Genomic DNA, 11,558 nt, shown 5'->3' with positions numbered 1-11,558 from the left:
CCTATTCCTCCACCAGCGAGACCAGCAGGTCGCCCTCAGCCACCTGCTGGCCTGCGCTGGAATGGATGGCTTCCACGACACCGTCACGCGGCGCGGCCAGGGCGTGTTCCATCTTCATTGCCTCCAGCACCGCCAGCGTGTCGCCGCGCGCGACTGCGTCCCCGGCTTTAGCCGTGATCGTCAGCACCTTGCCCGGCATAGGCGCCTTGACCACATCGCCGCCAAGGGCGGCTTCGGCGTCGGCGCTGTATTCGGGCACCGTGACGAGGAAGGTGTCGCCCCCGCAGGTCACCGCAAAGCGGCGCGGGGAAATGTCCGTCACCAGAGGGAATGGCACATCATCGGGCATCGGAATGCCGGCTTCGACCATTTCGGCCTCACCATCAGCAGCCAGCACAACCGTCCGGCGCGGAGCGGCGTTCATGCGAAAGCCGTCGCAGATCGCCCAGGGAGAGGGGTCGCCCTGATCTTCCAGCAGAAGGCTCGCCACGGCGTTCAGGGAGGCGTCACGATGCTCCTGCGGAACAGCTGCGAGCGCGTCAAGGTGCTCGCCGATCCAGTTCACATGATGGGTGCCCGTCCGGAACTCATCGGAAAGTGCGCAACGGCGCAGGAAACCGGCATTGGACGGCACACCCGCCAGCTGGGTATGCGCCAGCGTATCGGTGAGACGCTCGAGCGCCTCTTCCCGGTCATCTCCGTAGACGATCAGCTTGGCGATCATGGAGTCGTAGTTTGACGGCACCCGGTCGCCGGTTTCAAAGCCGGTGTCCCAGCGGATGATCTCGCCATCGGCCTCTTCCAGAAGGCTAAATTCCAGGATCACGCCGGCGCCCGGTCGGAAACCTTCCGCAGGGTCTTCAGCGCAGATACGCGCCTCGATGGCGTGGCCATTGAGTTCGATCTCGTCCTGCGCCAGCGGAAGCGTGCCGCCAGAAGCGACGATGAGTTGCCACTCGACGAGATCCTGCCCCGTCACCATTTCGGTGACCGGATGCTCCACCTGAAGCCGCGTATTCATTTCAAGAAACCAGAACGTATCCACGGCCAGCGGTCTTGATCCGTCCACGATGAATTCAACCGTCCCTGCGCCCTGATAGCCGACTGCCCTGGCGAGCTTTACCGCCGCGTCCGTCATCGCCTTGCGCACATCTTCCGGCATGCCGGGCGCGGGCGCTTCTTCGAGCACCTTCTGGCGGCGGCGCTGGAGTGAGCAGTCCCGTTCGAAGAGGTGGACCACATTGCCGTGGCTGTCGCCAAACACCTGCACCTCAATGTGGCGTGGTTGCTGGACGAGCTTTTCCAGCATTACGCGGCCGTCGCCAAAGGCGCTCTCGGCCTCCCGGACGGCGCTGATCAGTTCAGCGTCCAGCTCTGCCTCTTTCGACACCTGGCGGATGCCGCGCCCGCCGCCCCCGGCGACCGCCTTGATGAGCAGCGGATAGCCGACCTTCTTGGCCGCCTTCTTCAGTGTCTCGATATCCTGCGCTTCACCACGATAGCCCGGCAGCACGGGCACGCCGGCATCCTCGGCAATGCGCTTGGCCTCATCCTTTGGCCCCATTGAGCGGATGGCGGCAGGCGGCGGGCCAACCCAGATGAGGCCGGCGGCGACCACCGCCTCAGCAAACGCTGCATTCTCGGAAAGGAAACCATAGCCGGGATGGATCGCGTCAGCGCCCGTCTCCTTGGCGGCGGCGATGATGGTTTCACCGCGCAGATAGCTTTCAGGCGCGGGCGCCGGGCCGATGCAGACGGCTTCGTCGGCCTCGCGCACATGTTTGGCGGCGCGGTCTGCCTCGGAGAAGACCGCAACGGTCTCGATGCCCAGTTCGCGGCAGGTGCGAAAAATGCGGGCGGCAATCTCGCCCCGGTTAGCGACGAGAAGCTTGGTGATGGTCACTGGTCTGGCCTCCCCGGCCCCGGTGCACGCTGGCAACCAGGACGAAACTGATGATCATCAGCAGATACCATGATCCGAGCTTCGATAAAGACACCATTTCCCAGCCATTTTCTTGCCCCGGATAGGCCCAGGCCCGCGCAAATGTTCCAAGGTTTTCTGCAAACCAGATGAAGATTGCCACCAGAAAGAAGCCGATCAGCAGCGGCATGGGGCGGTGGGCTTCATCCGGGCGGAACCAGACGGTTGTGCGCAGGTAGATGAGCGCGGTGGCGGCAAAGAGGCCGTAGCGGATGTCCAGCGTCCAGTGATGAGCGAAGAAGTTCACATAAATCGCCAGCGCCAGCAGACCCTGCAGCCAGAGCGGGGGAAAGCGCGTGAACCGGAACTCGAAGATGCGCCAGACGCGGGCAAGGTAGGACCCCACTGCCGCATACATGAAGCCGGAAAAAAGCGGCACTGCGCCGATCCGCAGGAAGCTCTCTTCGGGATAGATCCAGCTTCCGGCGCTGGTCTTGAAAAGTTCCATGACCGTGCCGACCAGATGGAACACGAAGATCACCCGCGCTTCTTCCCATGTTTCAAGGCCACTCAGCAGCAGCAGGCCCTGCAGAGCAATCGCGGCGATCACGAGAAAGTCGTAGCGGGAGAGCGCTGCGCCATCGGGATAGAAGAAATGGGTCAGCAGCAGCAGGCCCAGCATTGCCCCGCCAAAGAGGCAGGCCCAGGCCTGCTTGATGCCGAAGCTGACAAACTCAAACACGCCCTGGCTGACAGGGCCCTTTACATAGCGGGCCCGCAGGCCCTCCCGGGCGGCGTGGAGGCGGGCACGGAAACGGGCCGCGACCGAAGGGTTTCCATCAGAGGTCATGACGTATTCCCTTCGGGGGCAACCAAGGCGGCAGCGTGGCTTATCCGGCGCCAAGACCAGGTAAATTTCAGGCTTTGTGAGGCCGGTGCAATCGCGTAATGCTTAACCCGTGCAAAACCAAGGGGGACCCCATGGCCTATAATTCAGGTGTTCAACTGGCCGGCCTTGCCGGCGTCATCGGCGGCGGTATCGGCGCCTATCTGGGCTACAATCAGGGCCTCGTCACCGAAGGCATCTCCCCCGTTCAGGGCGCGCTGATCATGGGCGCCATCGGCATGGTCGTGGGCAGCGCCGGGGCGTTCATCCTCAAGTCAGCCATGCAGTTCATCATCTATGTGATCATGTTTGCGCTTCTGGCCTACATATTCCGAGGCCAGATAGAGCAACTGACCGGGGTGAACCCGGTGACGGCGCTGGAAGCTACCCTCGCCAGTTTTGGAATTGAGGTCGATCTCACCAGCGACTGAGGCGGGCTGGGATCAGGCCTTCCAGGAGGGCGTGCGCTTTTCAAGGAAAGCGGCAATGCCCTCCTTGCCCTCATCGGACACACGCCGCGCCGCAATCCGCCTGGCCGTCGTGTGCATCAGGGAGTTATCGATCTCCATACCGGTCACATCGACCACCAGCTGCTTGGCATCGGCCACCGCGCCGGGCGCCGCGGCGAACACCAGCCGCCCGATATGCTCCTGCAGCTCGCCCATCTGCTCGTCGGTTTCGGCCACATAGTGGACAAGGCCGATTTTCTCCGCATACGCCGCATCGAAACCTTCAGCCGTGACAAAGAGGGCCTTGGCCCAGCGCGGGCCGATGGCCTGCACGACGAACGGGCTGATCGTGGCCGGCGTCAGGCCGAGGCGCACTTCTGAAAAGCGGAACTGCGTGCCCGCCCTGGCAATCGCCACATCGCAGGCCGCCACGAGACCCGCGCCGCCGCCCATCGCCGCGCCCTGTACCAGCGCCAGCGTCATCTGCGGCATTTCGTAGAGCCGCCGCAGCATTTCGGCCAGCCGCATGGCGTCGGTCTCATTGTCCTCCCGAGTATGGGTCGCTGCGCGCTCCATCCAGTTGAGATCAGCGCCCGCCGAGAAGGACTTGCCCTCCCCGCGCAGGATCATCATGCGGATGCTCGGCTGTTCCGAAATCATCGTGAACACATCCGTCAGCTCGGCAATCAGCTCGGCATTGAACGCGTTGTGCACATCCGGCCGGTTCAGCGTGACAACCGCCAGCCCCTCCTGTGTCGCCTCAAACCGGATCAGATCATATACCGCGTCGCGCATGGGAATTTCCTGTTCTCAAGTCTCTGCCGCCACCCTGCGATAGTGGCTGGATGGGCGCAAGGCTGGCTTCTCAACAAGGTGCCACAGCGCGAAGCTGGCGGCGAGGGTTGCCACTGTCGCAAGGGCGAGGAAGCCGGCAAGGCCGAGGCTGGTTGCAAGCCCGGCGGCAGCGAGCGCCTGAAGTATCGGGAAATGGGTGATGTAGAGGCCATAGCTGATATCGCCGAAGCGGGCGACATTCAGTTTCGGCCCCGGCGCCCAGGCCACGGCCCCGATCACGCCCGCCAGCGCAAACGCGCGCAGCGGCTCCAGTGCAGGATGCAGGAAGGTTGCCCCCAGCAGCGCCGTGCCGCAGAAAGCCAGCGCGCGCCAGCGGCGCTGGATGCCGGGAGAGGCTTTCCACAAGGCAATGCCCATTGCGAAATACGCCATCTGGCCCGGCAACTGCCGGCTGAGTTCAGCGCCATACATTTCCGCGCCCAGCTGAGGCAACACATACGCCCAGATTTCGCCAGCCACATAGAGCGCAGCTATGCCAACCCACCAGAGTGCCTTAAGCCTGTTCAGCACAAGGAGGATCAGCGGCAGGACGAGATAGAACATTACCTCGATCTTGAGCGTCCACAGCGCGCCGTTGACCGCCGAATAGCGATTGTCCTCAAAAAGGCCCGGCAGCGCGGGAGAGAGGAAGTTCAGGAAAACGAGATTTGCGCCGAGATAGCTTGCAACGCCGCCTGCCTCCCGGGTCAGCAACAGGCTGATCAGCGCGGGCAGCAGGATTACGGCAGCATAGGCCGGGTAGAGCCGCCGGATGCGCTTGCCGGCATAGTCGGCAAGGCTCGAGGCCCGGTCGAGCGATCCGGCAACCAGCAGGCCCGACACAATGAAAAACCCCTGGATCGAAACATCCGCAAGACCGGCCAGCGCAAGCTCGGCCGGGCCGCCCGGCCTGGCCGCGCCGATAGCGACGCTGTGATAGACGAACACGCCCGCTGCAAGCATCAGGCGAATGAAATCAAACCGGTTCGCCAGTTGCGGCATCATTTGGGGCTCTGAACATGTTGCTGCGCCATCGAAGGCAGACCGCCGCAAATGTCCAGTCCCGGGCAGCCAAAAAAAGGGCCTGCCTTCCTTTTCCGGAAGCAGGCCTTTGACAGCGACACCGGGTTGGCCGGCGCCTTGACCTAAAGACGCATGAGCGGCCGGATCGATGCGTTAAAGTCGCGACAGACTGGAGGCGAAAATGTGGCAGGTTAAAACAGCGCTTGCGTCAGATCCGGAACAATGGCGCCGGTCTTGCGTTGGACTCCCAGACAAGAAGGAGACTGACATGGCCAATCTGAAAAAGTTTGAAGAAAACCCTCAGCGCCAGCTGCTCAAGGCAATCAAGGGCACACGCTGCGTGATGCTCGGCTCGCCCGATCATGACCACCACATGCAGCCGATGGCGCCGCAAGTGGATGAAGAAGCCGGTATCATCTATTTTTACTCGGACAATACCAGCGAGCTTGGCAAGGCTGTTCTGAAGTCATCCGGCGTCGTGCACATGTGTCATATCGATGACGATTATCAGGCCTGCCTACGCGGCGCTCTTCATCCGCATCATGACCAAGCCACCCTCGACAAGTTCTGGGGCCCGATGGTCGACGCCTGGTATCCGGGCGGCAAGGCTGATCCGAAAATGCTGATGCTGAAATTCGTGCCCCATGACGCCGAAATCTGGGCCTCCGACAAATCGATGCTCGGCGTGCTGTTTGAAGTGGCCAAAGCCAATATGAAGGACGAAACGCCAGACCTTGGCAAAACCAGGCAGGTGCAGCTCTGACGCTGTAACCTGACAAAGGCTGTCGCCCCTCCCGCCAGATGGCGGAGAGGGGCTTTGCCTACATGCGGAACAGGCCGAAGCCGCGTTCGCCAAAGGGCGCGTTGAGGCTGGCAGAGAGGGCGAGACCAAGCACGCGGCGGGTGTCTGCCGGGTCGATGATGCCGTCGTCCCACAGGCGCGCGGTGGAAAAGTACGGATTGCCTTCAGCTTCGTAGAGATCGCGGATGGGCTGTTTGAAGCCTTGTTCTTCGTCTGCGCTCCACTGGCCACCGCGTCGCTCGATGCCGTCGCGCTTGACCGTGGCGAGCACGCTGGCCGCCTGTTCGCCGCCCATCACGGAGATGCGCGCGTTTGGCCACATGAAAAGGAAGCGCGGCGAATAGGCCCGCCCGCACATGCCGTAATTGCCCGCGCCAAAGCTGCCGCCGGTGACGACAGTGAACTTCGGCACGCTGGCCGTTGCCACTGCCGTCACCATCTTGGCACCGTCCTTGGCAATGCCGCCGGCTTCGTATTTCGACCCGACCATGAAGCCGGTGATATTCTGCAGGAAGACGAGCGGAATGCGGCGCTGGTCGGCGAGTTCGATGAAATGAGCTGCCTTTTGCGCGCTTTCGGAGAAGAGGATGCCGTTGTTGGCAAGGATCGCCACCGGCATGCCATAGATATGCGCAAAGCCGCAGACGAGGGTTTCGCCATAGAGTTTCTTGAACTCGTGGAACTCCGAGCCATCGACCGTGCGGGCAATCACCTCGCGCGCGTCATAGGGCTCGCGCACATCCTGGGGGACCAGCCCATGCATCTCGCGCGGATCATAGAGCGGCTCTGCGGGCGCCTGGATCTCGAGGGGCTGAGGTTTGGGCTTTGCCAGCGTACGGACAATCGAGCGCACAATGGCGAGCGCGTGGGCGTCATGGGCGGCATAATGATCCGCAACGCCCGAGCGGCGCGCATGCACATCTGCCCCGCCAAGGTCTTCGGCCGAAATCTCCTCGCCGGTTGCCGCTTTCACCAGCGGCGGACCGCCCAGGAAAATCGTGCCCTGCTTGCGCACGATCACGGTCTCATCGCTCATCGCGGGCACATAGGCCCCGCCCGCGGTGCAACTGCCCATCACGGCGGCGATCTGGGGAATCCCCTTCGCGCTCATCTGGGCCTGATTGTAGAAGATGCGGCCGAAATGCTCCCGGTCCGGGAAGACTTCGGACTGGTGGGGCAGGTTCGCCCCGCCGCTATCGACGAGGTAGATGCAAGGCAGATGGTTTTCCATCGCCACTTCCTGAGCGCGCAGATGTTTCTTCACGGTGACCGGGAAATAGGCCCCGCCTTTGACGGTCGCGTCATTGCAGACGATCAGGCATTCGCGCCCTTCCACGCGGCCGACGCCGGTGATGAGGCCTGCGCCCGGAGCTTCGCCGTCATACATGCCATTGGCAGCCAGCGCGCCGATCTCGAGGAAGGCGCTGCCCGGATCGATCAGGCGCTCCACCCGTTCGCGCGGCAGCAGCTTTCCCCGCTCGGTATGGCGCTTGCGGCTGTCTTCGGGACCGCCCAGGGCAGCCTGCGCCGTCCTGGCCCGCAATCCCTCGACCAGCGCCTGCATGGCGGCGCGATTTGCAGCGAATTTGGCGCCGGAAACATCCAGCGCAGACTTCAGGACCGGCATGGGCCCTCCCTTACTTTTCGTTGCGGCAGGATTAACTCCCTGCCGCTGCGCTGTCACCCGTTGGTAAACTCTTTTGTGTTAAGGGTCTTGAAGCGACTGCTTTGAGGATTCAGGTAACCGGGCATGTTTGGCCTGCTGCGTAAGGACTTCACCCCAGATCTCAAGACGATCCCTCTTCTGAAGGACGTCTCCCAGCGGGCCATGCGCTCGGCTGGAAAGGAGGCGCGCTGGTTTGCCCTTCCCGCCGGTCAGCCGCTGTTCCTGGCCGGGGAGCCAGCTGATTCCATCTATTTCGTACTGTCCGGCTCGCTGGGGGCTTTCGGCGCCAAGGGCGAGTTCATCGGCAACATCCGCCCCGGCGAACCTGTCGGCGAGATGGCTCTCTTCCTCGGGGGGACCGACACCAACGGAAATGGCTCGCCCGACGACGCGCCCCATACCGGCTCGGTCTATGCCTTGCGCGATTCGGAAGTGATCGCGCTGTCCCGCGCAGGCTGGAAACTTCTGGTAAAGTCCGAACCGGAACTGCTCGAAGGCATGATCCGCATCATCCTGCGCCGCCTCGGCCGGGGGGATCAGCGCAACGCTGACGCGCCGCCCAAGGTCTACACCCTGCTCTCCACCTCGCCGACCATCGACCTTGCCCTTCGGGCCCGGGCGCTCAAATCGGCGCTCGCCCGCTTCGGCAAACGCGCGGTTGTTGTCGGCGAACAGGAAGGCGACGGCAAACCTGCAGCCTTCTTCGACGCCCTCGAAACAGAGAACGACGCCGTCATCCTGATATCGCCCATCGGCGACACGCCCTGGTTCCGTCTCGCCACACGCCAGGCCGACCGGATCTGGGTGCTTGCCCGCTCGGACGCGCGACCTTCCACGCCGCTGATGCCGGAAGAAACCTCGCCGGCCCAGCGCCTGAAACTGATCGACGTGATCCTGATCCACCCCGGCGCCGAGCGCCGTGCGTCCCGCCCTCAGGAATGGATGCAGGCGGCGGGCGCCAAGCGCCTTTTCCACTGGCAGGGTGACAATGGCGAAGACGCCATGCGTCTTGCCCGCGTGATGACCGGCCGCTCGGTGGGTCTCGTCCTATCCGGCGGAGGCGCGCGCGCTTACAGCCATATCGGCGCCATCCGCGCCATCCGCGAGCTTGGCATTCCGATCGACTTTGCGGGCGGTGCCTCCATGGGGGCCGTCGTCGCGGCCTGCGCCGCTATCGGCTGGGACGACCACGAGATTGACTGGCGCATTCGCAAGGCATTTGTGGAGTCAAACCCGCTGGGCGATTACAACCTTCCTGTCGTCGGCATGGTGAAGGGCAAGCGTGTGAACCAGCGCCTGCTGGAGCATTTTGGCGACATCGACATCGGCGACCTGCAGATCCCGTTCTTCGCCCTCTCCACCAACCTCGCGTCCGGCCAGGCAAAGCTGCATCGCTGCGGCAGTCTGCGCACGGCCCTGCGCGCCACAATTTCCCTGCCGGGCATCCTTCCTCCGGTCGTGGATGGCAACGACATCCTCGTGGACGGCGCCGTTCTCGACAATTTCCCGGTCGAGCCGATGCGCGACCTGCATCAGGGCATCATCATCGGTTCGGACGTCTCATCCCTGCCCGATGGCCTCAACCGCGAGGAATTCGCCAAGCCGCAGAGCTTCTGGCGCTGGGTGCTGACGCATGGTTTCTCCTCGCCCCCGCCCATCGCCGGCCTCCTCATGCGCGCAGCCACCATCCGCGATGATCGCCTTACTCCAAGAGACCTTGCGGACATCCTGATCCTGCCCGAACTGCCCAATGTCGAACTCAGGGACTGGAAAGCCTATGACGAGTCGGTCGAGGCGGGCTACACGGCGGCCATGGCGGCCCTTAAAGACCACGAGATCCGCACCCTCTGCTGCCCCACCTGAAACGGCGCCGGACATCCCGCATCCTGTAATGTCAACGCAACATTAAGCTTGTTGGCGCAGGTTTCCATTCAATAAAAATCAGATGGCACTCAAGGAATCAATCAATGGATGCACGTCTCTTCGACCTGCTGCCAGTTGTTGTTTGCGAAATCGCGCCCGTGCGGAGTGATGATGGTACCATCGTCGACCTGAAGTGGATTGATGCAAACCGCCTGATGAACGAATCGATCCTGCCGGGTGGCGGGAGTATCGTCGGTATGCAGGTGTTTGAGTTTGACCCCGCCTATCGCGAATCGGAGATGACGAAGAACGTCATCAAGGTGATCGAGACCGGCGAGCCCATCACCTACATCACCGGCCAGGGCCGCGCCGCCAGGATGCTCGGCAAGGTGATGAAAACCGTCATCACGCCGACAGAGCATGGCGCGCTGGCCTGCTCGCATGAAGTCACCGAACTTGCCGTAGAGCGCGACGCTGCCCTGCAACGGCTCAACCTGGCGCGCGCCGCCTGCGACCATGCCATCCACGGCATTGTCGTTACGGACCGCGAAAGCCGCATCCACTACGTCAATCATGCCATCTGCGAACTCCTTGGGTATTCCGAAGGCGAATTGATCGGCAAGGATGTCGGCATCCTTTTTGGCGTGAAAACCTTCCATCCGCAAAGATCTCTGGGAAACAAGGTTGTTTCCGACATCGAGAGCGGAAAGCTGATCCGGCATGTTTCCGACGCCGAAGCGTACAGCCGCGAAGGCGAGAAAATCCGCGTACAGGCATCCACCTCCAGCGCCCTCTGGGGCGACCGGGAGGATATGGTGTTCATCACCTACATCCGCGATGTGCGGGAAGAACGCCACAAAGCCCATGAGTTGCGTGACGCCCTCAACCGGGCCGAACAGGCTACCCGCCTGAAGTCCGAATTCCTCGCGAACATGAGCCATGAAATCCGCACACCGCTCAACGGCGTTCTCGGCATGGCGCAGGTCCTGGCCCACGGAAAACTGACCGAAGCGCAGGCTGAACAGGTCGGCGTGATCCTTGATTCCGGTAACACGCTGATGGTTCTGCTCAACGATATCCTTGATCTCTCCAAGATCGAGGCCGGGCGGATGGACCTCTCCCCCGTTCCCGGTGATCTTCGCCACAAGCTCAGTGGCCTGTTCAAGCTGCATGAGGCAGCGGCTAAGGAAAAAGGCATCAACATCCGCCTGTTTGTTGATCCCAGCGTTCCATCGCGTCTGCTATTTGATCCTGTTCGCGTGCGTCAGTGCGTGGGAAACCTGGTCTCCAACGCGATCAAGTTCACCGCCAAGGGCGAAGTCATGATCGTGGTCACATCCGAGCCAATCATGAATGGCGACCACCGCGTCGTGATCCATGTTTCAGATACCGGCGTCGGTATTGCGGCCGACAAGGTGGACCGCATCTTCGAGAGCTTTGCGCAGGAAGACGGATCGACCACGCGCAAGTTCGGCGGCACGGGCCTTGGCCTTTCGATCACAAGACGCCTGGCCCGGATGATGGGCGGCGATGTAACGGCTGTCAGCGAAGCTGGCCGCGGATCGATCTTTACCCTGAAATTTGTAGCGCATTCTTCAGCGGCCAACGCCGGCGACACAAAGAACATGATCCAGATGCCCGTCCGCACAGCGCGCACCGGCCTCACTGGCTGCCGCGCACTTGTGGTCGACGACAACGGCATCAACCGCCGCGTGGCCCGTTCATTCCTGGAATATTACGGCATCATCATCCGCGAAGCCTGCGACGGCAATGAAGCCCTGGAAATCATGGCCAAGGAAACCTTCGACTTCGTGCTGATGGATATCCATATGCCAGGTCTCGACGGCGAGGAAGCGTTCAAGCGCCTGCGCACCTCCGGCAGCCTCAACCGGCTCGTCCCGGTGATCGCCCTGACGGCCGATTCGATGCAGGGTGACCGCGAGAAGTTCCTCGCCAAGGGCTTTGACGGCTATGTCTCCAAGCCGATCGAAGAGCGCACCATGATCACGGTGATCAGCCAGATCCTGAGTGTGCCCTCGGAAGATACCGAAGCCCTGCTCGCAGCAGGCTGACGCTGCGGCGTGACGCAGGGTGACCCTGCCTCTGGCAGGGTC

General features: G+C 62.4%; 9 protein-coding genes. 4 read left to right on the top strand and 5 right to left on the bottom strand.

All coding sequences use genetic code 11. From position 1 onward, the window contains the following. Position 1: 1 nt before the first annotated feature. Together KG722_RS01660 and KG722_RS01655 are read right to left on the bottom strand one after the other, a co-directional pair. The gene (locus tag KG722_RS01660) at positions 2-1,903 is read right to left on the bottom strand and encodes a biotin carboxylase N-terminal domain-containing protein (RefSeq protein WP_213268868.1); all 1,902 of its coding nucleotides are present in this window, start codon (positions 1,901-1,903) and stop codon (positions 2-4) included. Then, on the bottom strand, positions 1,875-2,771 hold the full coding sequence (locus tag KG722_RS01655) for a DUF817 domain-containing protein (protein WP_300998148.1): 897 nt from the start codon (positions 2,769-2,771) through the stop codon (positions 1,875-1,877). The genes KG722_RS01660 and KG722_RS01655 overlap by 29 nt, the downstream gene beginning before the upstream one ends. A gap of 131 nt (positions 2,772-2,902) precedes the next feature. On the opposite strand from KG722_RS01655, the gene KG722_RS01650 reads away from it, so the two are divergent. Further along, positions 2,903-3,238, top strand: a complete 336-nt coding sequence (locus tag KG722_RS01650) for a hypothetical protein (RefSeq protein WP_213268866.1) — start codon at positions 2,903-2,905, stop codon at positions 3,236-3,238. A gap of 12 nt (positions 3,239-3,250) precedes the next feature. On the opposite strand, the gene KG722_RS01645 is transcribed toward KG722_RS01650, so the two are convergent. Both KG722_RS01645 and KG722_RS01640 read right to left on the bottom strand, forming a co-directional pair. Next, positions 3,251-4,051 (bottom strand): enoyl-CoA hydratase-related protein, encoded by an 801-nt coding sequence (locus KG722_RS01645; RefSeq protein ID WP_213268864.1) that lies wholly within the window; start codon positions 4,049-4,051, stop codon positions 3,251-3,253. Between the two features lie 15 nt (positions 4,052-4,066). Continuing rightward, positions 4,067-5,095, bottom strand: coding sequence for an acyltransferase (locus KG722_RS01640; protein ID WP_300998147.1), 1,029 nt, complete (start codon positions 5,093-5,095; stop codon positions 4,067-4,069). Between the two features lie 286 nt (positions 5,096-5,381). On the opposite strand from KG722_RS01640, the gene KG722_RS01635 reads away from it, so the two are divergent. After that, positions 5,382-5,876, top strand: a complete 495-nt coding sequence (locus tag KG722_RS01635; protein ID WP_213268862.1) for a pyridoxamine 5'-phosphate oxidase family protein — start codon at positions 5,382-5,384, stop codon at positions 5,874-5,876. A 58-nt stretch (positions 5,877-5,934) separates the two neighbouring features. Here KG722_RS01635 and KG722_RS01630 read toward each other — a convergent pair whose 3' ends face one another. After that, on the bottom strand, positions 5,935-7,542 hold the full coding sequence (locus KG722_RS01630; RefSeq protein ID WP_213268860.1) for a carboxyl transferase domain-containing protein: 1,608 nt from the start codon (positions 7,540-7,542) through the stop codon (positions 5,935-5,937). A gap of 123 nt (positions 7,543-7,665) precedes the next feature. On the opposite strand from KG722_RS01630, the gene KG722_RS01625 reads away from it, so the two are divergent. Both KG722_RS01625 and KG722_RS01620 read left to right on the top strand, forming a co-directional pair. Beyond that, positions 7,666-9,444 (top strand): patatin-like phospholipase family protein, encoded by a 1,779-nt coding sequence (locus tag KG722_RS01625; RefSeq protein WP_213268858.1) that lies wholly within the window; start codon positions 7,666-7,668, stop codon positions 9,442-9,444. A gap of 104 nt (positions 9,445-9,548) precedes the next feature. Then, positions 9,549-11,516, top strand: coding sequence for an ATP-binding protein (locus tag KG722_RS01620; RefSeq protein ID WP_213268856.1), 1,968 nt, complete (start codon positions 9,549-9,551; stop codon positions 11,514-11,516). Positions 11,517-11,558 lie beyond the last annotated feature (42 nt).

Source organism: Hyphomonas sp. (genome assembly GCF_018402285.1).
Classification (GTDB): Bacteria; Pseudomonadota; Alphaproteobacteria; order Caulobacterales; family Hyphomonadaceae; genus Hyphomonas.
The sequence above is the reverse complement of the archived record's forward strand: the minus strand, read 5'-3'. Positions and strand labels throughout refer to the sequence as shown.

Excerpts from the sequence above, each read along its gene's own strand:
- KG722_RS01655 (WP_300998148.1), bottom strand. The coding sequence starts at position 2,771 with ATGACCTCTGATGGAAACCCTTCGGTCGCGGCCCGTTTCCGTGCCCGC.
- KG722_RS01650 (WP_213268866.1), top strand. The coding sequence starts at position 2,903 with ATGGCCTATAATTCAGGTGTTCAACTGGCCGGCCTTGCCGGCGTCATC.
- KG722_RS01645 (WP_213268864.1), bottom strand. The coding sequence starts at position 4,051 with ATGCGCGACGCGGTATATGATCTGATCCGGTTTGAGGCGACACAGGAG.
- KG722_RS01640 (WP_300998147.1), bottom strand. The coding sequence starts at position 5,095 with ATGATGCCGCAACTGGCGAACCGGTTTGATTTCATTCGCCTGATGCTT.
- KG722_RS01635 (WP_213268862.1), top strand. The coding sequence starts at position 5,382 with ATGGCCAATCTGAAAAAGTTTGAAGAAAACCCTCAGCGCCAGCTGCTC.
- KG722_RS01630 (WP_213268860.1), bottom strand. The coding sequence starts at position 7,542 with ATGCCGGTCCTGAAGTCTGCGCTGGATGTTTCCGGCGCCAAATTCGCT.
- KG722_RS01625 (WP_213268858.1), top strand. The coding sequence starts at position 7,666 with ATGTTTGGCCTGCTGCGTAAGGACTTCACCCCAGATCTCAAGACGATC.
- KG722_RS01620 (WP_213268856.1), top strand. The coding sequence starts at position 9,549 with ATGGATGCACGTCTCTTCGACCTGCTGCCAGTTGTTGTTTGCGAAATC.